Origin of the sequence: Rubrivivax rivuli, from assembly GCF_004016505.1 — a bacterium.
GTDB lineage: Bacteria > Pseudomonadota > Gammaproteobacteria > Burkholderiales > Burkholderiaceae_C > Rubrivivax > Rubrivivax rivuli.
In genome coordinates this window covers 123,242-143,398 of record NZ_SACR01000004.1, presented here as the reverse complement: position 1 = coordinate 143,398, position 20,157 = coordinate 123,242, and the positions used below count along the sequence as shown (strand labels likewise).

Genomic DNA, 20,157 nt, shown 5'->3' with positions numbered 1-20,157 from the left:
AGCAGCCGGACTGGCGGCATCAGGGCGCAGCGGCGCCCAGCAACAATGCGGCCAGCCGTTGCGCCTGGTGCTCAGCCTCGTGCGGGCGGTACCAGGCCAGGGCCTGAGCCGCCACCGATTGCCAATCAGCCGCCGTGGCCAGGCAGGGCGGACGCGGCGCTGGCGCCCTGTGCGCCCGCTGCTCGGACGCGTCCTGCAGCTTGACGTAATGGCGGCCGGCCTGCAGGCCATCGGCGTCATGGTCGTGACCCCGGGTGTTGAGCACGGGCACGCCGTGGGCCGCCAGGGCGGCGAAGACGCTGCTCTTGGCCAGCAGCGAGGCGGGGTAGTCGATCAGGCCCGCGTGCACACGCCGCAGCAGGTCGTGGAGTTCGGTGGCTTCCAGCCTGCCCAGGTAGGCCACCGGCAGCCCCGCCGGTGCCACGGCCGGCCCCCCCGGACCCACCTCGACCAAGCGTTCAACGCCATGGCGGCGCAAGGCGGCGCCCAGATCGGCCGTTGCACGCAGGGCGCGGGCGCGCGTGAGCGCGGCGCCGAAGACGACAGCCACGGGCTCGCGCGCCGGCACCGGGTCCAGTGCCGGCGGCGTTGCAGGCTCGCCGATGGCCGAGAACACCGGCAGCACATGCACCTGGCCGGCCAGGCGCTCGTGAGCCTGCAGCAGCCAGGCGGCATGGGTCTGCGCATTCGTGCAGACACCGTCGGACATGCGCGCCAGCTGCAGGCCCAGGCGGCTCTGCAGGCCCGACAGCCAGAAGGCCGAACTCCAGGGCGGCCCGTTGGCGTAGCTCTCGTGGAAGTAGCTGACCAGGCGCAAGCCGGCTTGCCAATGCTCGCGCAGGTCGCGCAGCTGCCGCAGCAGCGTCAGGGGCAGGCCACGGCGCTGGTAGCCGTAGCCGGAGTAGTGCAGCAGCACGGCGACCGGCGCACGTGCCAGACCCGCGGGCCGCAGGCTGGGTGGCAGGCCCTGCGCCGGGTCGAGAGCGTGGATGTCGCAGGCCAGGCCCCGGCGGCGCCAGCAGGCCTGCAGCACCTCGGCAAAGTCACGCACGCCACCCGGGCCCGCGGGCACCAGTTGCATCAACACGGGCGGGATCACGGCTGCCGCGAGGTGTAGCGCAGGCTGTTGGCCACCGCCGGGTCGAAGCTGAAGATGCGCGCGTTGCTGGCCTGCACCACGCCGCTGATCGAGCGCGCCGCGAAGCCGCCGGCCGCCGCCGTGGGCCCGGCCAGGGCGTTGGCGAACACCAGGTCCACCCCGAACTCGGCATTGCCCGGCAACTGCCCCACCCGCGTGGCCGACCGCATGGCGCTGTCGTAGACCACGAGCGTGGCGTCGCCGAACAGGCGGCTGCCGTAGTTCTCGGCGAAGAGGAAGCGGCTGCGCGATTCGCTGCGCCTGAAGTCGACACGCCCGGCGTCGGCCAGGCCCAGCGAGAAGCCGCCCGTGCCGGTGTAGAGCGCGGTGCCGCTCTCGTTGACCATCTGCACCGTGTAGACCGGGCTGCCGGTGTTCAGGCCCGTCACGCGCCACAGCAGGTGCACGTCGGCGCCGCCCGTGATGACGGTGGTGAACTGTGCAGACGGGTTGCCGCTGTCCAGCGTGGTGAAGGCATTGGGCACCGCCTTGGGCAGGCGCAGGGTCTGCACGGTGCTGCTGCCCAGCACCGTGGCGTAGAGCACGTCCTGCCCCATCGAAGCCAGCGTCACCTGGCCGCTGGCGGTGGCCAGCGTGGTGGCCGAGGGCGCAGAGCGCGAGACGCGCTGCAACGTCCAGTTAGGGCTGGCTTCGGTGCCCCCGTTGCGGAAGGCGAAGAAGTGGGTGGCGTCGTGCCCCACCCCCTGCCAGCCCGTGCTGGCCATCGACGGGATGGCGGTTTCCGTCACGCGCAGGTCGGCCCCGACCTCGACGACGCTGACCCCGTTGGCCGATTCCACCAGCAAGGTGCGGGGCGCGGCCTGCAGCACCCGCTGCACCGGCTGGTTGGCGCTGCGGAAGCTGACCGCGCCTGCCGCTGCCGCCCAGGGCTGCACCTGGGTCGGCAGCAGCCACGCGGCAGGCGCCAGCGTCGCGCCGTCGCGCAGCACGGCCAGGGGGGCATCGGTGCCCAAGGGCGCGAAGACCAGGCCGAGCGTCGCGTCCAGGCGCAGCTCGCCGCGGCCGTCGTCGGCGGTGCCGCATTGGCCGTCGGCCCCGGCGGTGGCCACGATGAAGCGCGAGCGTTCCGGGTTGGCGTGGTCCACCGCGTCGATGACGAAGCGGCAGGCCGAGCTGGTGCCTGCCCGGCTCACGCGCGACAGGGGCGGCTGGCCGTTGGCGCGCAAGGGCACGCGGCGCACATCACCGCCGACGATGTAGACCAGTGCATGGGGCTCCAGCGCGCCCGACTGCTGGGTTGCGCCATCGACCGTGCCCGTGGCCACCAGCCGCGCATCGGTGACCGAGGCACTGGCGGCTTCGATGGGCACCTCGGTCGCGCTGTCCTGGGGGTGGACGAGAGACAGGGCGTAGCGCAGCGCGTCGGTGCGGCCTTCGGCCCGCAGCACCCAGGCGTAGGTGCCGCTGCTGGGCGTGACCAGGGGCTGCGTGCTGCCACCGCTGCCGCCCCCGTCACCACCGCCGCCCCCGCACGCCGCCAGCAGCAGCCCGGCCGCGACCGCGCCGAGACCCGCACTGCGAAGACCCAGCCGGGGGCACTTCACGCTGCCACTCCTGCCGGGGCCAGCGCTGGCGTCAGCGGGCGCCTGAGGCGCAGGCCGGCGCTGCCGGCCAACCCCATCAGGCCCGCCAGCATCAGCCAGGCGGCAGCTGGCAGCGGCACCGGGGCCACCGGCCCTTCGGCCAGTTGCAGCAGCGAAGTGTTGGCTTCGAGGATGACGAAGCGCTCGCCGCTTTGCTGCGCCCGCACCGTGGTGATGAAGGCCCAGAGGCTCAGCGTGGAGGCCGTGGGCCGCGTGCGCGAGCCGATCGCCAGGGCCGTGGCATCCAGGCGCGCAGTGACCGGGGTGGGCGTCACAGCCAGACGGTAGGCGCGCTCGCCGGCGGAGGTCTGTGCTTCGTCCAGCACGGCCAGGGCTGCGTTCAGACGGTTGCTGGCGGACGTGGAGGGCCCGGACGCCGATTCGAGCGCGAAGGGCGCCAGCGGGGTCGTCGACAGCGCCGCCAGTGCAGCGCCCGGCAGCAGGCACAGCGCAGCGCAGGACGCGGCAGCGCCCAGCAAGGAGGTGGGGATCGGGTTCATGAGGAGAAGCCTTTTCGGTAGGGGGCGTCAGCCGTTGCTGCTGGGCACCAGCGGCGGTGCGGCCGCCAGCGCCGAAGCCTGGGCCGCATAGCCACTCAATGTGGCCAGGACATTGCGGCGCTGCGGGCTCTGGGTCTCCATGCGGTGGAGCAGCGCCTCTTCCAGCAAGGCGATGGCCTCCTGGTTGACCGAGCGATGGTTCAGTGCCGCCTCGCGAGCGATGAGCTCCTTGATGACCAAGGGCATGCGCTTGATGAACAGGTCGTCGTTCAAACCTCACTCCATGGTTGATGTTCTGGTGCCATTGAAGCGCCGTCTCGTGAACGCCGTGCAGGCCTTCCGTAGCTACTTAGGTCTAGAACCCCCACACCACCGCATCCGGCGCGCCCGGGATGGAAGGACGGGCGTGTTTTCGCTGATGACGGATTGATGAAAAGCTGGCGGCGTCTTGACAAAAATTTCCCTGAAGCCCATCTCAGGCAAGGCCGATACCCAGCCCATCAACCCGCCTACAGTGGGTTCGCCCACAGCGCGCCTGCCCATCCGAAGACCCACGGCTGCAGCCCATGACCGATCTCCTGGCTTACAACATTGGCGACCGCAGCGGCCCGCTCTCGCGCCTGCTCACTGAAGGCGCGCTGTCGATGGCGTACCAGCCCATCGTTTCGCTCACCGGCGGGTCCATCCACGCGCACGAGGCTCTGGTGCGCGGGCCGCAGGGCATGCCGCTGCAGGCGCCCGATGCGCTGTTCTCCGCCGCGCGCCGGGAAGGCCTGGTGCAGGACTTCGAAGTGGCCTGCGTTGCGCTGGCCCTGCGGCAGTGGTCGCAGATGCAACGTGCGGGCCGCCTCTTCGTGAACATCAGCGCCTCGGCCCTTGTGCGCTGCTTCGACGGCAAGGACGCCGCCGAACTTCGCGCGGCCTTGCTGCATCACGGCATCGATCCAGACCGCCTGGTCTTCGAAATCACAGAACACGAGCACGTCAGCGACATCCCGCGGCTGGCACGCGTGGCCGAACAGGTGCACGCCACGGGCGCGCGCTTCGCGCTCGACGACTTCGGCGACGGGCGCTCTAGCCTGCGCCTGTGGTCAGAGCTGGCACCCGACTACGTGAAGATCGACAAGTACTTCACCGCCGACATCGCGCGCCACGCGCAGCGCCTGAAGACCCTGCAGGCCCTGCTGCACATCGCCGAGACCTTCGGCTCTGCGCTGGTGGCCGAGGGCATCGAGACGGCCGACGACCTGCGCGTGCTGCGCGACCTGGGCCTGAGCTTCGGTCAGGGCTACTTCCTGGGCCGGCCGGCCCGCCAACCCGCCGATGCCGTGGATGCCCCCGCCCTGGCGGTGGTGGGCAGCAGCCGCGTGGCCGTGTTGCCTTCGCTGCGCGTGGCCGCTTCGCCAGGCCGGGTCACCCAGGTGCACGTGCTGCGCGCGCAGGGCATTGCAGCGCAGACCACCTGCGACGAACTGGCGCGCCTCTTCGATGCCAACCCCGCCTGGCATGCCGCAGCCTTCGTCGACGAAGCGGGCCGCCCCCTGGGCCTGCTGGGGCGGCAGGACTTCCTGGACCGCCATGCCAAGCCTTTCTTCAAGGAAATCTACGGCCGCAAGCCCAGCCTGACCTTTGCCAACCTCCGGCCCACGGTGGTCGACATCGAAGCCGACTTCGATGCCCTGGTGGGCGTGCTGATGAGCCCCGACCAGCGTTACCTCACCGAGGGCTTCATCTACGTGCAGAACGGCGTGTACGAGGGCCTGGGCACCGGCCACCAACTGGTCCGCCAGGTCACGGAGAGCCGCCTGGAGGCCGCACGCCATGCCAACCCGCTGACGCTGCTGCCCGGCAACATCCCGATCAGCGAACACATCGACCGCCTCTGCGCCGCCGGGGCCGAGTTCGTGGCCTGCTACGCCGACCTGGCCAACTTCAAGCCCTTCAACGACTACTACGGCTACTGGCGCGGCGACGAGGCGATCAAGCTGCTGTCGATGAAGATACAGAGCCACTGCGACCCGCGGCGCGACTTCGTCGGGCACGTGGGGGGTGACGACTTCGTCATGCTGTTCCAGAGCCACGACTGGGAGACGCGCTGCGAAAGCATCGTCGACGAGTTTGACGAAGCCGTGCGCCTGCTCTACGACGACGAGGCCCGCGGCCGCGGCGGCATCGAAGCCGAAGACCGGCACGGCACCCACCGATTCTTCGGCTTCATCAGCCTCTACATGGGCGCCGTGCCCATCAGGCGCGGCACCGGGTTGCAGAAGGCGTCGGAAGTCGCCAACGCCGCTGCCCTGGCCAAGCAAAGGGCCAAGCTGAGCGGGCTGGCGGTGTACGTGGAGGCCGGCGCGGCCGAGGCACGTCAGCCCATGCCGCTCTGAGCGCCCAGGCCACGCGCCTGGCGGCCTGATCCGGTTCCCCAGCCGGCGTGGGGCTTGCCGCCGCATGAGCCGCTCGGCCCTGCGGGCCCGACACGCCGCAGTCACTGCGCTGCACAAGCATGCGAGGCACAGAGCCCGGGCGCGTGCGCGCCCGCCATGTCCCGCTGCGGGCGGCTCGACGTCCACCCTCACGACCCCAGGAGCCGAGCTTGAAACCCTACCCATTCCTGTGCGCTGCGCCCTTGCTGCTGGCAGCGATGTCGCCAGTGCATGCGCAGAGCGCTGCCACCGCGTCCTTGTCGTTTTCGGTGCTCGCCGGCAGCGGCTTCAGTTGGCTGGCCGACCCGCTCTTGCCCTCCAGCAGCGTCAGCGAGGCCTCGGCGGCCGGCTTCGTGGCCTGGGTGGCCGACGGCGTCGGCGGCTTCGTGCCCCAGTTCGCCACGCTCAGCGAGGCCGGCATGACCGAGACCGGCGTGGCCGTGCCAGCCAGCCAGGCCCTGAGCTTCAGCGGCAGCACCTTCAGCAGCGCCTCGGTGATGGCCCAGGCCGGCAACCAGGCCGCCGCGTTGCAAGCGTCGGGCCTGGCGCCCGTGGCGGGCTACACCGCCGCCGGCGCCTCCGCACGCTCCTTCTTCAGCTTGCAGCCCGGCAGCTCCGTCACCTTCCTCGGCGCTCTGAACCTGGGCGTCAGCGGCAACCAGCCCGGCTTGCCCGACTCCTACCTCACGACCGAACTCTTCGGCTATGCGACAGGCCTGCTCTCGGCAGGAGGCATGAGCGACAGCCGCGAGATAGGCAATGCCACGGCGGCCTACACGCCTGGGGCCTACAGCTTCGGCGAAACAGCCTTGCTGAGCGTCACCGTCATCAATGACAGCAACACGGTCTACACGGGCTACCTCGACAGCGCCGTCGGCATCTACGCCGTGAGTGCCGTGCCCGAGCCCGGCACCTATGCCCTCTTGCTGGCCGGCGTGCTGGTGGTGGGCTTCGTGGCCCGCCGTCGCGCCTGAACCCCTCCACCCTTCACCACACCACGCGGCCTGCGCAGCCCAAGCCTGCGCGGCCCACCACGGGACACCCTCCAATGAACGCACCTCACCTGCCCCAGCCGCTGACGATCGAGCCGGACGACATCGACAAGAACCCCAGCGACGCGCCCCACCTGCGCGACCTCGTCGCCGACCGTCTGAACCGCCGCGACGTGCTGACCGGCGGCGTGTCGGCCATGGCCATGGCCGGCTTCGGCGCTGCCGGGCTGTTGGGCACTGACACCGCCGAGGCCTCGATCCGCAGCCTGCCGCCGGGCGCCACCCCTGCACGCTCGCTCGACTTCCAGGCCGTGGAGCGCTTCCGCGACGACGCCGTGCACGTGCCCGCCGGCTACCGGGCCACGGTGGTCTACGCCACTGGTGACGCCCTGGACGCGAGCATTCCCGAGTACAGCGGCGATGGCAGCGAGAGCCGTTACGACCTGCGTGCCGGCGACCACCACGACGGCATGAACTGGTTCGGCCTGCACACGCGCGCCGACCTGCGCGACGACCGCAACAGCACGCGCGGCCTGCTGTGCGTGAACCACGAGAACATCTCCGGCACCGCGCAGTTCCTGCACGCCACGGGCGGCACCAATCTCGCCGCCAACTCGCCGAACCGGCCCGAGGAAGAGGTGATCAAGGAGATCGACGCCCACGGTGTCTCCGTCGTCGAGATGCGGCGCCAGGCTGGGGCGCTCAGGACCCACAAGCCCTCGCGCTACAACCGGCGCATCACTGCACGCACCACCGTCGACCTGAGCGGGCCCGTGCTGGGCACCGCCTATGTGCGCACGAAGTTTTCGCCCAGCGGCCAGCAGGCGCGCGGCACGCTGAACAACTGCGGTCATGGCGTCACGCCCTGGGGCACATACCTGACCTGCGAGGAGAACTGGGCCAGCTACTTCTTCCGCAACGCCGGCGACGACGCGCTGCGCACAGAGCGTGAGAACGCGCAGTTGCGCCGCAACGGCATCACCTCGGGGGCCGGTGGTTTCTCGTACCGCCGCTGGGACCGCGTCAGCGCCAACCAGTACCCCGCCAGCGAGTTCGAGCGCTGGAACTGCAGCGTCACCGGGCCGACCGCCAGCGACGACTACCGCAACGAACCCAACACCTTCGGCTACGTGGTCGAGATCGACCCGTATGCGCCGCTGTCGCGCCCGAAGAAGCGCACCGCCATGGGCCGCCGCGCCACCGAAGGCGCGTGGTGTTCCGTGCCCAAGCCGGGCCGCCCGCTGGCCTTCTACATCGGCTGCGACTCGCGCAACGAGTACGTCTACAAGTACGTGACCACGGAGCGCTGGAACCCCAGCGATGCCCAGCGCGGCGGGCTGGCCACGGGCGACAAGTACCTCGACCGCGGCACCATCTACGCAGCAGTCTTCAACGCCGACGGCACGGGCCGCTGGGAAGCGCTGGCGATGAGCAACCCGAAGATCGCCGCGGGCCTAGCCCCGAGCGCGCGTTTCCCGGAGGGCTATCGCTTCGAAGACCTCGCCGACATCTGCGTGAACACCCGCCTGGCCGGCAGCGCCGTGGGCGCCACGCGCATGGACCGCCCCGAGTGGACGGCCGTGAACCCCTTCAACGGCGAGATCTACATCACGATGACGGAGAACCCCGACCGCGGCAACGTCGGCTTCTCGGGCAACAGCGTGCCCAACCCCGGCCTGGATGCCGCCAACCCGCGCTACTGGTTCGACACCAAGGGTGCCACCTCGCAGGGCGCAGCCTCGTCGGCCCAACGCGGCAACGTCAACGGGCACATCGTGCGCATCCGCGAAGACCGCGACGACCCGGGCGCGATGAGCTTCCGCTGGGACATCTTTCTCTTCGGTGCCCAGGCGCAGGCCGACGCAGGGCAGGACGACGTGAACTACCAGGCCAACGTGAACCTCTCCGGGCTGACGGCGGCCAACGAGATCTCCAAGCCCGACGGCTGCTGGTTCAGCCCCACCACGGGCATCCTGTACATCCAGTCGGACGACAACACCATGACCGACCGCAGCAACGCCATGCTGCTGGCGGCGCTGCCGGGCCGGCTCGGCGACGGCGGTGCGGTGGACGTCGTCAACAAGGCCGCGGGCGCGCCCGACCCGGCTGTGAGGGCCCTGGGTGCCGACGTGGTGCAGCGCACCTACGCGGGCCGGAAGATGAGCGAGCTCACGCTCAAGCGGCTCTTCGTCGGGCCCATGGGCGCCGAGATCACGGGCCTGACGGAAACGCCAGACGGCCGTGCGCTGTTCATCAACGTGCAGCACCCGGGCGAGAACACCGGCCGCGCAGGCGCAGTGCCTCCCTCGGTGGCCATCACGCCGGCAACGCCCTCGGGCCCGTTCGAGAGCAACTGGCCGGGCAATGCCGGCTACGGCCCGGGTGGCACTGTCGCGCGCCCCCGTTCCGCCACCGTGATCATCACGCGCATCGACGGCGGCATCATCGGCCACGATCCCGCGCTGCCGATGTCCTGAGCCGCTGGCCGGATTCAGCCGGCCCGTCTCCTCGGGTTTTAAGGTATAAATGATTTACCTTATTTCCCGAGGAGATCCTCATGCTTACCACGAACGACCCGGTTGCAGCCACCGAGAAGGCTGTGGAGGCACCGGCACAGGTAGAGGCACCGGCTCCGGCACCCGCACCGGCCGCTGCAGCCGCGGCGCCCTCGCCGCGCACGCGCCGCTCCAAGCCCGCTGCAAAGGCTGCTCCAAAGGCCGCTGCAAAGGCGGCCGTCAAGCCCGCTGCCAAACCCGCCTCCAAGGCAGCCCGCAACGCTGCGCCTCGCCAGGCGGAGACCAAGGCAGCACCCGCTGCCAAGCCCACGAAGAGCAAGGTCGCGCCCAAGGCCGCGAAGCCGATGCTGCCGCCCGAAGGCCTGGCCGACGCGCAAGCGCCCGAGGCCACGCGCAAGCGGGCGAAGCTCGTGCGCGACAGCTTCACGATGCCGCAGCACGACTTCGACCTGATCGACGCGATGAAAGACCGGGCCCTGGGCTTGAAGCGCCCGACCAAGAAGAGCGAGTTGCTGCGCGCGGGCCTGCATGTGCTTTCGGCCCTGAAAGACCGCCAGCTGCTGGCGGCCCTGGACAGCCTGCAGGCCCTGAAGCCAGGGCGGCCGAAGAAGCTGGCCTGAACGGGCGCCCGGGCGCGGCGCCGGGGCCGGCCCGGTGCGCGCCCGCCGGCGTCTCAGCGCTGCGTGCGCGCCCTGCGCCGGGTCTTGCAAGCCAGCGCGCCCACACCCATCAGGAACAGGCTGGCCGCGGCCGGTTCGGGCACGGGCGAGATGGCCAGCGCCACGAACTGGGTGAACTGGGCCGCGCCGAAGTTGTTGTCGGAGACCAGCACCAGCGTCTGGCGGCCATCGGGCAGTACGGGGCCGAAGGTGATGCCTTCGATGTTGTCCAGGGCCACCACGCTGCCGTCGTCGTGGCGCAGGTCTGACATGTCCAGCAGCAGGGTCTTGGTTGCAGCGGCGTAGCTGGCGCCGACGAGGGTTTCGAGCGCAGACACGTCGGTGGCGCCGCGGATGTCGACGTGGTAAAGCCGGATGGTGTTGCCCGTGGTCTGCCCGGCCGGGCCCACACCCGGCGTGGCCGCTCCGACCGCGAACGAACGCTCCACCGCGATGAACTCACCAGGCGCCAGGGCGAGCAGTTCCACCAGGCCGTTGGTGGCAAAGAGACCGGGCGCGGCGGGTGGCAGCGCCACCGGCGAGACCGGGTAGACGTACTCCGCGGTCGCCGTGCCGGTGCTCAGGTCGAAGGCCAGGATGCGCGAGGCCGAGGGCTGCCCCACCGCAGCCGCCGGGCCGTCCTGCACGAGCGCGTTTTCGGTGGCGGTGTAGAGCGTGCGCCCGTCCGTGCTGAAACTCAGGCTCTCGAAGGCGAGGTTGTTGGCCACGCCACGGTCACCCGCCTGGTTGCCGGCCACGCTGCCCGACGGCTGGAAGCGGACGGGCACCGGCAGGTCGCGCACGTAGGCGCCCGAGGGCGTCATCTCGCGCACTGTCGGATTCTGGAAACCCGCCGCAGCGCGCTGGCCTTCGTTGCTCCACCACAGATTGCCGTTCGCAGGGTTCAGGCGCAGGCCCTCGGGGTCCACCTGGTTCAGCCCGAAGTTGCCACCGCCGGGCTGCTGCAATGCCGTGACCGCCAGGAACCCGACCCCGGCCGAACCGGGGTTGGCGCTGCGCTGGAACAGACCGAGGTCGAGCGAGAGGGTGTAGAAGCGCGCCGGCCCCGCGGCGCTGCGGTCATCGCTGATGGCCACGTAGCGCTGCGTGTTGCGATCGAAGTCGATCCCAGACAAGCCGCCGACCGGGACCGGGGCGCCTCCCAGGCTGCCGGCGGCACCGGCCGGCACGAAGCCGGTGGGCAGGATCTGCTGCCCCAGGTAGCTCAGGCTCAGTTGCTGGGCCTGCGCCGCGGGCAGGCCGGTGAGGGCTGCCAAGGCCAGGGCGGCAGGCAGGGCCAGGCGTCTTGCAAGGTTCATGCATCTCTCCGGAATGCCGCATAGCCGGCGGTTCAGGCCAGTGTGCAGAACCTGTGTGACGCGGGCGCGAAATCTCCCGGCCCCGAGGCCTGGACCTGGGCTTGCGCTGTTGCACCCGCCCCGTGACGCGCCAGCCGCGGCTCAGCGGCAGGCGGTCTCGGGCGCGGCAGTGTCCGTCACCGCCGCCGCGGCGTCGATCTGCCGGAGCGCAGCCCCGCAGACCGGCTTGCTGCGGTCCTCCAGGCGCTTCATCAGGTCTTCGGCGCGCCACTGGCGCAGCGCCGTGGCGCCCGGCACGGGGCTGGGGCTGGGCGTGCCCAGCACCAGCGCCGCGGTGCCCGCGGCGAGCGGCGCGGCCATCGAGGTGCCCGACCACGTGCCGTAGCCCCCGCCGGGCACCGCGCTGACGATCAGCTCGCCCGGCGCGGCCAGCTGGATCCAGCCGCCCGAGTTGGAGAAGGCCGCCAGGCGCTGCGCCTGCGTGGTGCCCGCCACCGCGCGCGTGCCCGGCACGTTCTCGGCGGCCGGGTAGATGCGCTCGTCGGCGCTGCCCGCGTTGCCCGCCGCGGAGATCACGGCCGCGCTGCGGCCCTGCGCGCAGCGCGCGCGGTCGTCGTCGAAGCCGGCGTCGTCGTACTCGTCGTCGTCTTCGCCGAACTCGCAATTGGCCAGCGCCACGGCCACGGCCAGCAGGCGCGTGGGGCGGGTGCTGCCCAGGCTCATGTTGATGACGTGGGCGCCGTCGTCGGTGGCGGGGTTGGCGTCGGGGTCCACTGCCCAGGCCAGGGCCTCGGCCAGCACCCAGGCGTTGCCGCGGCCACCGCGGTCGAGCACACGCAGCGGCATGAGCATCGCGCCCGGCGCGGCCAGCGCCACCAGGCCCGCCACGTGCGTGCCGTGGCCGTAGCCGGTGTCGCTGCGGCTGCCTTCTTCGGCCGGGTTGTCGTCGTCGTCGACGAAGTCGCGCCCGAGCAGGCTGCCATCGGCGCGGCGCGCCAGGCGGCCGGCGAAGGCGGGGTGGGCGGCGTCGATGCCGGTGTCGAGCACGGCCACGCGCACGCCGGCGCCGGTGCTGCGGGTGTGGGCGTCGGCCAGGCGCAGGGTCTGCGGGGCCCACTGCGTGGCGTAGGTGCCGCTGTCGCCGCCGATCACCCAGACGGTGTTGCGCGTGGTCTCCGGCGTCTCGTTGGGGATGTCAGGTTCGGCGAAGACCACGCCCGGGGTGGTGGCCAGCGCAGCGGCCACGGTGTCGGCGTTGGCGCCGGTGGGCAGTTGCAGGCGGTAGATGGGGCGGCGGCCGAACTGCTCGGCCACGGTGGCACCCCAGGCGCCGGCCAGGGCGACGATGTCGGCGCCGGTGCTCACCTGCACCAGCACCGCGGGGCCCGGGGCGCGCACGGCAGCCGACGCCGCCTTGGCGATCTGGCTGCCCGCGGCTGCACTCCCAGCATCAGCACCGGCACCGGCACCGCCACCACCACCGCAAGCCGTCAGCAGCGCGGCCAGCGCCAGCGCGGCAAGGCGCGCGCGATGTCGCGGTGCTGTGGGGGCGGCCTTCACGGGCCGGCCGAGCTCGGCGTTGCGCAGACGGGTGTTCATGGAGCAAGGCGGCCGCACGGCCGGGTGGATGCAAGGACGGACAGCGGACGACCCGAAGGCAAGAGGGGACAAACGACCGGCCGGATGCTGCCAGAGGGGCGCATGACCTGAGATTTCCTGGGGTGCTGCAGTCCGGGTCAGGGCTGCGGGCGCATCAAGGACAAGGGCAAATGCACCGTCCAGGCGCTGCCGCTGAGGCTGAGCAGGTAATCACCGGGCGGCAGGGGATCGAATTCGAACTCAGCGAACTCGTTCCAGGCCACCGCCTGCACAGGTGGGATGGCAGGCTGGGCGTCGCCAGCCGACGCCGCCGCCTGGCGCAGTTCGGCCCGGCCCACCAGTTCGGGCCCCAGCACCTGTCCGCTCACCAGCCAGCGCTGGCCCCCATCCAGCGGAGCCAGGCGAAGGTCGACGTCGTGGCCCTCGGCCGCAAAAAGCAACTGGCGCGCGGCCCCCGTGCCCATGGGCGGCGCACTGCGGCGGCCCGTGGCCAGGGCGCCCTGCCCGGCGCTGTCGAAGAGCAGGCAGGCCACCAGTTGGCGCACTGCACCCGCCAGCGCCTGGGCCACGGGCCGCCGCAACGGCAGCGCCGCAGGTGCGCCCTGAGCGACAACCCGGCAGATTAGCGTTTCCGGGGCGTCCACCAGCACGCGGCTGGCGCGCAGGGCGGCGCCCAGGGCTTCATCGTCCTCGGGCACGGCACAGAGGGGCAGGGGCTGGTTCATGGCGGAGCAGCGGTCGGGAAAAGGGGGGGAGGGGCGGGCGCTGCGCCCACAGAGCGCGCAGGGCGAAGCCAAATACATGCGGAAACAAACTTTCGCGCCACCCCGGGGCCCAAGCCCCCGGGGCCCTCAGAGTTCCAGCTTGCCGTAGAACACCACCGGCCCCGTCGGCTGCCCCGTGGGCGAGCCGCCGGGCGGCTCGACGCTGACCGCCATGTGGTCGATGCCGCTGCCCTTCAGCCCGCCGGGCAGGCGGCTGCGGTCGAGCACGGTGGCACCATCGGCCCGGATCAGCCCCAGGCTCTGCGGCTTGCCGGTTTCGGTGGCCCACCACAGCTGCATCACGCGGTCTTCGCTCAGGGCCACCTTGGTCAGGGGCCGCGCCACGGCGACGCGGCCATCGCCGCTGAAGCTGGCGACGACGTTGCCCCCGACCGCCGGGTCTTTGCCCGTGGCTTGCAGGACCACCACCACGGGCGCCAGCGCCGGCGGCGGTGTGGCCACCATCACGCCCAGGCCCACCACCGCGGCCAAGGCGGTGCCCGACAGCGCCCGCCAGACACCCAGCTTCTGCCACCAGCGCGACGGCGCTGGCGCGGTGGCCGCCGGCCACAGGGCCTGCTCGATGCCCTGCCACACACGCGCAGGGGGCACCTCGGCAGGCATGCCCGTGGTCAGCGGGATCAGGCGTTCCTGCCATTCACGCACGGCCCGCTGCAGCGCCGGGTGGCCGGGCAGCAGGGCCTCGAAGCGCGCGCGGGCGCGGCCGCGCAGGGTGCCGGCCACGTACTCGGCCGCCAGCGCATCGGCCAAAGAAGGTCTTCCGTAGTCCATGTCAGACGGCTCCCTTGGTGTCGTTGGAAGCGGCCCGGTCCAAGCAGCTCTTCAAGGTGTTCAGGGCGCGGCGCACCCAGCTCTTCACGGTGCCCAGCGGCTCGCGCAGGTGCGCGGCCACCTCGGCGTGCGAGAGGCCGTCGTAGAAGGCCAGGGCCACGCTCTGGCGCTGCGTGGGCGTCAGGCGCTCCATGCACTGCACGAGTTCACGCTTCTCGCTGGCCTGGTTCAGCAGTTCCAGCGGGCCGGGCTCGTCGCTGGCCAGCGCCTCCGCCGGGTCGGGCTGGCCCTCGTCCTCGTTCACGCTCAGGCTTTCGGTGCGGGGTTGGCTCTGCGCCCGTCGCAGGCTGTCGATGGCGCGGTTGCGGGCGATGTGCGTCAGCCAGGTCAAGGGCTGGCTGCGCGCCGCGTCGAAGCTGGATGCGGCCTTCCAGACCGCGACGTAGACCTCCTGCAGCAGGTCTTCGGCCATCGCACGGTCGCGCTGGATGCGCAGCACCACGGCGAACAGGTGCCCGCTGGTGCGCTCGTACAGCCGTGAGAAGGCCTGCCGGTCGCCCAGGCCGGTGCGGGCCAGCAGTTGCGCCAGCTCGCGGCTCTTCTCGGGCCAGTCTCTCTCGTCCAAAGGTTTCATTCACGCTTCCTGCAGTGGCGCGCCTGCTGCCCCAAGACCGGGGGCGTCCCACGCGGGCCCCAGTGCCCGGATCGGCAAGGATGCCACGGGCCGGCTCCCTTCACCGACACCGGCTGCCCGGGGCCGATCACTTGTGGGCCCGCTTGACGCGGGAGCAGCAGGCGCCTCAGATGTGCCGGCCCGACGCGCCGGGGCCGGGATGCGCAGGTGGCAAGAATTGGCGGCACGGTGCACTGTCACAGACCGTGGCTTGAAGGCGGCGCCCACGCTGGGGTACAAGCGGCGTTGACCCGCCCCGCCTGCCGAACCCGCCGCGTGCCCGATTCCACCCACCAGCTCCAGCTGCGCACCCGCTTCGGCACCCACACCCGGGCGCTCATCGTCGACGGCCACGCCACGGCCCGGCAGATGCTGGCCGCGCAGCTGCGCAACATGGGGGCCAGCCAGGTGGTGCAGTGCGCCAAGGCCCATGAGGCGCGGCAGCACGCGGCCACGCGGCCCTTCGAGATCGTGCTGTGCGAGCAGCGCCTGGGCGACGGCACGCTTGGGCAGGACCTGATCGACGACTTGCGCCAGCGCAAGCTGATCACGCTGTCCACCATCGTCATGGTGCTGTCGGCCAACAGCACCTACCCGGTGGTGGCCGAGGCGGCCGAACTGGCCATCGACGGTTTCCTCATCAAGCCCTACAGCCTGGGCGACCTTGAAGACCGGTTGCTCGCGGCCTTCGTGCGCAAGGATTCGATGAAGGAGATCGCCACGCTCATCGAAAGCGGCGACCACGCCGGTGCGCTGGCGCAGTGCGAACAGCGCTTCCAGGCCCGCGGCGCCTACTGGACGCACGCCGCGCGCCTGGGCGCCGAGCTGGCCATCCGGCTGGAGAAGCTGCCGGTGGCCACGGCCATGTTCAACGCCGTCATCGACGACAAGGCCGTGCCCTGGGCGCGCCTGGGCATCGCCCGGGTGATGGACGCCTCGGGCAAGCCGGCGGCGGCCGAATCCACCATCAAGAACCTGCTGGGCGCCCACCCGACGTATGTCGACGCGTACGACGTGCTGGGCCGCATCTACACCGACCGCGGCGATTACGCGGCCGCCGCCGAAACCTTCCGCCGCGCGGTGGAGGTGACGCCGCACTCGGTGGCGCGCAACCAGAAGTACGGCATCCTGGTCTTCTACACCGGCGACCAGGCCGAGTCGATGAAGATCCTGGGCCAGGTGGTCGACCGCGGCGGGCTTCTTTCGCCCGACTTCGACCACCATGTGCTGCTGCTGCTGGCCGTGGATGCCTTCAAGCAGCGCCAGCCCGAGGCCCTGGGCGAACTGCGCACGCAACTGCAGAAGGCCCTGGAAGAGCAGCAACTGTCCAGCCAGGCCCCAAGAGCCGAGCCCGGTGCCGCGGTGGCCGACCCGCAGGCGCTGCTGCGCCGCCTGCAGCGCTATGCGGGCCTGCTCGACGCCCTGCTGGCAACGCTGCGCGGCGACAACGCGCAGGCGCTGGCGCTGCTGGAAACCGCGCAGAAGAGCCTGTCCGAGAACGAGACTGCCGTGGACGCGGCCATCGCGCTGCTGCTGGTGCTGTCCACGCTGTGCCAGGCCAACGTCTTCATCCCGCAGGCCCCGGCCTGGGTGCGCCAGGCTGGCCTGCGCTATTGCACCAACAAGCAGGTCACCGAGATGCTGGCGCGGGCCTGCGAAGGCTTCGATTCCCTGGCCGAGCCCGTGCGCGCTGCGCACGCGCACATCAACAGCGTCACGCGCGACGCGCTGGGCGCGGCCGTGGCGGGCCAGCCGCGGCAGGCGGTGCTGCAGTTGATCGAAGCCGTGGAGGCCACACGCAACATCAAGCTGCACGAGGTGGCCGTGGCCACGCTCGAACGCCACAAGGGCCGCATCGACAACCCCGAGGTGCTGCAGGACCGGCTGGACGCACTGCGCGTGCACTGCGGCGCCCACACCGGCGCCCTGCTGCACACCACTTTGCAGGGCCTGTAGCGGCCCGTGCACGGGGCCTCAGTCGGCCTGCGCTTCGCCGCGCGTGCGGTACTCGCGCTTCAGCAGGCGCAGCAGGTGGGCGCGGTCGGGCAGGGGCGCGCCGCAAGAGGTGCGGGCCTTCAGCGCCTTGTCGAGCGCGCCTTCCAGGCCGTTGCGCTCCACCGAATACGAGGTGTGGCGCGGGCGGCCGCGTTTGTCGACCCAGCTGGCCACCACGCGCAGCGCCGGGCCGTCGAGGTTCTGGCTCCACGCGAAACGCACGCCGGCCACGCCGGTGGGGCTGGTGCACAGCACACGCCCCTGCTTGCTGCCGCCGCGCGGCCGCGGCTTGGGCAGACCCAATGCCCGGGCCTCGAGTTCGGCGGCGCGCCGGGCTTTCTCGGGGCTGCCATAACGACCACTGCTGAAGAACTTGGATTCACCGATGCCACCGCCATTGATGCGCAGCTGGTGGCCGGTGATGACTTCTCCTCGCCGGATGACGACGATGTGGGCGTTGTTGGCGTTCATGGGCGGCGGTCGTACTCCAGTTGTTGACCCCCCTATTCTAGGGTGTCCACCCCCGGCCCACCCCGTCAGGCCGCTGGCGGCAGCCCCTGCACCATGAGCCGCTCGACATAGGCGGCACGCGCCTGCCGCTGCGCCGCCGTGCCCTGGCGGTGCAGCAGCGATTCGGCCACCTCGTAGCCGTAGAGGAGGAAGGCACGGTGCTCGGCGTCGGCTTCGGCAAAGCCCAGCGCAGCGAAGATCTCGCGGTGGTAGCCGATGCGCGCGGCGTCGGCGGCGTCCACGGCCTGGCGGGCCAGTTCGTCGCGACGCGCCCACGCTCGGAGGGCCAGCTCGATGCGCGCCGCCTTGGCGGCCGCGCGGCCGCGGAAAGGCAGCGAGATCACGTCGCGCAGTTGCTCCTGGGGCAGCGTGCGGGCGGTGGCCAGCCGGCGCGTGAGCTGCTCGGTGGTCTGCTCGCTCCAGGCCTGCAGCACCCGGCGCAGCAGGTCTTCGCGGTCGCGAAAGTGCCAGTAGAAGCTGCCACGGGTGACGCCGAGTTGCCCCGCCAGCACGTCCACGCGCACGTGGTCGATGCCCTGGTCGACCAGCACCGCCGTGGCGGCCTCAACCCACGATTCGGGCGTCAGCGGGGCGCGCGCGCCCTCGGCATCGGGGGCGCTGGCACGCGCGCGGCGGCGCAGCGGCAGGGGGCGGGCGGGCGGCAGGTTCATCACGGTCCATGATGCCACGCCATGCAGCACTGTATGGAGCCCCGGGCATACCCGGATGCCCCCGAGCGCGCCTGCCCCTAGCATCACGCCAAACACATACAGATGTGTATGGAGACAGCGCATGACCCCGGCCCTGCACCCCGCCCCGACCGCCGAGCCTGCCCCCCCGCTGCTGCGCAGCGGCAGGGCCCGCGCCGGCGTCTGCGACGACCCGCTCCTGATGGCGCCGCGTGCCGTGCAACGTGAAGATCTGGGCGGCGGCGCTTTCGTGCTGCGCCACCCCGAGCCCTTGCAGCCCCACGCGCGCTGCGTGGGTGAGTGGCTGGAACGGTGGGCCACCGAGACCCCCGAGGCCCCGGCCTTCGCCGAGCCTGCCGACGCGGCCACGCAACCCGGAGGCTGGCGTGTGTTGAGCTGGCGCGCGCTGCGCCAGCAGGTGGGCGCGGTGGCGCAAGCCCTGCTGGACCTCAACCTGCCCCCAGACGGCCCCGTGGTGGTGCTCAGCGACAACGCGCTCGACCACCTCGTGCTGCTGCTGGCCGGCATGCACGTGGGCCGGGCGGTGTGCACGGTCTCCAGCGGCTACTGCCGGCTGGCCGGCGGCGACTTCGGCCGCATCCACGGCATCCTGCAGGCGCTGCAGCCGGCGCTGGTGTATGCCAGTGACGCAGCAATCTATGCGCCTGCCCTGGTGGGCAGCGGGGTGCAGCCCGTGCAGGTGTACAGCCAGGGCGCCGAATACGTGCCCGGCGCCCTGCCCTTCACGCAGCTGCTGGCCGCGCAGGAAACCCCGGCAGTGATGGCGGCCTTTGCGCGCATCACGCCCGACACCCACGCCAAGTACCTGCTGACCAGCGGCAGCACCGGGCACCCCAAGGTGGTGATCAACACCCACCGCATGCTCTGCGCCAACCAGCAGATGCTGGCGCAGACGCTGCGCTTCCTGGATGCCGAGAAGCCCGTGCTGCTCGACTGGCTGCCCTGGAGCCACACCTTCGGCGGCAACCACAACACCAACATCGTGCTGCGCGCCGGCGGCACGATGTACATCGACGACGGCCGGCCGCTGCCCGGCGCCATCGACAAGACGCTGAAGCACCTGCAGAGCGTGCAGCCCACCATCTACTTCAACGTGCCGCGCGGCTTCGAGATGATGCTGCCCGCGCTGGAGGCCGACGAGGCCCTGGCGCGCCGCTTCTTCGGCCGCCTGCGCATGGCCTTCTACGCCGGCGCCGGCATGCCCGTGACCACCTGGAACCGCCTGGTGGCCGTGTGCGCGAAGGTGCGCGAAGAACCGCTGTGGCTCACCACCAGCTGGGGCAGCACCGAAACCGCCCCGGCCGCGGCCTTCGTGAGCTGGCAGCTGGAGCAGCCCGGCGTCATCGGCCTGCCGCTGCCGGGTGTGGAGCTGAAGTTCACGCCCAACGGCAGCAAGCTGGAGATGCGCGTGCGCGGCGCCAACGTCTTCCCCGGCTACCGCCACAACGCCGAGGCCACGGCCGCCGCCTTTGATGACGAGGGCTACTACAAGATCGGCGACGCGGGCTATCTCGCCGACGAGGCCCAACCGCTGCAAGGCATCGTCTTCAACGGCCGCGTGGCCGAGGACTTCAAGCTCACCAGCGGCACCTGGGTCAGCGTGGGCACCTTGCGGCTGAAGGTGGTGGCCGCGATGGCGCCGCACGTGCAGGACGCCGTGATCACCGGCCACGACCGCAGCGAGATCGGCGTGCTGCTCTTCCTGAGCGAAGCCGGCCGCGCCTTGGGCGCGGAGGCTGCGGCCGCGCGGGTGCGCGAGGGCCTGCGCCAGCTGAAGGCCGAACACGCCGGCTCGTCGCAGACGCCGGTGCGCGCGCTCATCCTCGAAGGCCCGCCCAGCATGGCCGCCGGCGAGATCACCGACAAGGGCTACGTCAACCAGCGCCTCGTGCTGCAGCGCCGCGCGGCCGACGTGGAAGCCCTGTATGCCGCCAGCGGCAGCCCGCGCATCATCACGCCCTGA

17 protein-coding genes are annotated in these 20,157 nt (G+C 71.4%); 6 read left to right on the top strand and 11 right to left on the bottom strand.

Annotated elements, in window-relative coordinates:
• Positions 1–19 precede the first annotated feature (19 nt).
• Genes EOE66_RS13040 through EOE66_RS13025 form a run of 4 tightly spaced genes read right to left on the bottom strand, consistent with a single transcriptional unit; the run spans position 20 to position 3,515 of the window.
• On the bottom strand, positions 20–1,099 hold the full coding sequence (locus EOE66_RS13040; protein WP_205702696.1) for a hypothetical protein: 1,080 nt from the start codon (positions 1,097–1,099) through the stop codon (positions 20–22).
• A complete protein-coding gene (locus EOE66_RS13035) occupies positions 1,096–2,703 on the bottom strand; it encodes a hypothetical protein (protein WP_128229144.1) in 1,608 nt (535 codons plus the stop codon). The genes EOE66_RS13040 and EOE66_RS13035 overlap by 4 nt, the downstream gene beginning before the upstream one ends.
• Positions 2,700–3,242, bottom strand: a complete 543-nt coding sequence (locus tag EOE66_RS13030; RefSeq protein ID WP_128229143.1) for a hypothetical protein — start codon at positions 3,240–3,242, stop codon at positions 2,700–2,702. The genes EOE66_RS13035 and EOE66_RS13030 overlap by 4 nt, the downstream gene beginning before the upstream one ends.
• Positions 3,243–3,269: 27 nt before the next feature.
• Entirely contained in the window at positions 3,270–3,515 is a 246-nt protein-coding gene (locus EOE66_RS13025; RefSeq protein WP_128229142.1) for an Arc family DNA-binding protein, read from the bottom strand.
• A gap of 293 nt (positions 3,516–3,808) precedes the next feature.
• On the opposite strand from EOE66_RS13025, the gene EOE66_RS13020 reads away from it, so the two are divergent.
• The 4 genes from EOE66_RS13020 (at position 3,809) to EOE66_RS21810 (ending at position 9,793) form a co-directional block, all read left to right on the top strand.
• Positions 3,809–5,626 (top strand): GGDEF domain-containing protein, encoded by a 1,818-nt coding sequence (locus EOE66_RS13020; RefSeq protein ID WP_128229141.1) that lies wholly within the window; start codon positions 3,809–3,811, stop codon positions 5,624–5,626.
• Between the two features lie 209 nt (positions 5,627–5,835).
• Positions 5,836–6,639 carry a PEP-CTERM sorting domain-containing protein gene (locus EOE66_RS22150; RefSeq protein WP_245479025.1) on the top strand — a complete coding sequence of 268 codons (804 nt, stop codon included), beginning with the start codon at positions 5,836–5,838 and terminating at the stop codon, positions 6,637–6,639.
• A 74-nt stretch (positions 6,640–6,713) separates the two neighbouring features.
• On the top strand, positions 6,714–9,134 hold the full coding sequence (locus tag EOE66_RS13010; RefSeq protein WP_128229140.1) for a PhoX family protein: 2,421 nt from the start codon (positions 6,714–6,716) through the stop codon (positions 9,132–9,134).
• 80 nt (positions 9,135–9,214) lie between these two features.
• Positions 9,215–9,793 carry a hypothetical protein gene (locus tag EOE66_RS21810; protein WP_164885096.1) on the top strand — a complete coding sequence of 193 codons (579 nt, stop codon included), beginning with the start codon at positions 9,215–9,217 and terminating at the stop codon, positions 9,791–9,793.
• Positions 9,794–9,846: 53 nt separating this feature from the next.
• On the opposite strand, the gene EOE66_RS12995 is transcribed toward EOE66_RS21810, so the two are convergent.
• The 5 genes from EOE66_RS12995 to EOE66_RS12975 all read right to left on the bottom strand — a co-directional run bounded on the left by EOE66_RS12995 (position 9,847) and on the right by EOE66_RS12975 (position 14,940).
• On the bottom strand, positions 9,847–11,151 hold the full coding sequence (locus EOE66_RS12995) for an esterase-like activity of phytase family protein (RefSeq protein WP_128229137.1): 1,305 nt from the start codon (positions 11,149–11,151) through the stop codon (positions 9,847–9,849).
• Positions 11,152–11,292: 141 nt separating this feature from the next.
• On the bottom strand, positions 11,293–12,750 hold the full coding sequence (locus tag EOE66_RS12990; RefSeq protein ID WP_128229136.1) for a S8 family serine peptidase: 1,458 nt from the start codon (positions 12,748–12,750) through the stop codon (positions 11,293–11,295).
• 137 nt (positions 12,751–12,887) lie between these two features.
• Positions 12,888–13,475, bottom strand: a complete 588-nt coding sequence (locus EOE66_RS12985) for a hypothetical protein (RefSeq protein ID WP_128229135.1) — start codon at positions 13,473–13,475, stop codon at positions 12,888–12,890.
• Positions 13,476–13,601: 126 nt separating this feature from the next.
• Positions 13,602–14,306: an anti-sigma factor gene (locus tag EOE66_RS12980; RefSeq protein ID WP_128229134.1), complete on the bottom strand. Its 705-nt coding sequence runs from the start codon at positions 14,304–14,306 to the stop codon at positions 13,602–13,604.
• Position 14,307: 1 nt separating this feature from the next.
• A complete protein-coding gene (locus EOE66_RS12975) occupies positions 14,308–14,940 on the bottom strand; it encodes a sigma-70 family RNA polymerase sigma factor (protein ID WP_128229133.1) in 633 nt (210 codons plus the stop codon).
• Positions 14,941–15,255: 315 nt separating this feature from the next.
• Here EOE66_RS12975 and EOE66_RS12970 point away from each other — a divergent pair, with 315 nt between their 5' ends.
• A complete protein-coding gene (locus tag EOE66_RS12970) occupies positions 15,256–16,935 on the top strand; it encodes a response regulator (protein WP_128229132.1) in 1,680 nt (559 codons plus the stop codon).
• Positions 16,936–16,953: 18 nt separating this feature from the next.
• On the opposite strand, the gene EOE66_RS12965 is transcribed toward EOE66_RS12970, so the two are convergent.
• A complete protein-coding gene (locus tag EOE66_RS12965) occupies positions 16,954–17,445 on the bottom strand; it encodes a hypothetical protein (protein ID WP_128229131.1) in 492 nt (163 codons plus the stop codon).
• A gap of 65 nt (positions 17,446–17,510) precedes the next feature.
• Positions 17,511–18,155, bottom strand: a complete 645-nt coding sequence (locus EOE66_RS12960; protein ID WP_128229130.1) for a TetR/AcrR family transcriptional regulator — start codon at positions 18,153–18,155, stop codon at positions 17,511–17,513.
• A gap of 220 nt (positions 18,156–18,375) precedes the next feature.
• Here EOE66_RS12960 and EOE66_RS12955 point away from each other — a divergent pair, with 220 nt between their 5' ends.
• Positions 18,376–20,157, top strand: a complete 1,782-nt coding sequence (locus EOE66_RS12955) for a feruloyl-CoA synthase (protein ID WP_128229705.1) — start codon at positions 18,376–18,378, stop codon at positions 20,155–20,157.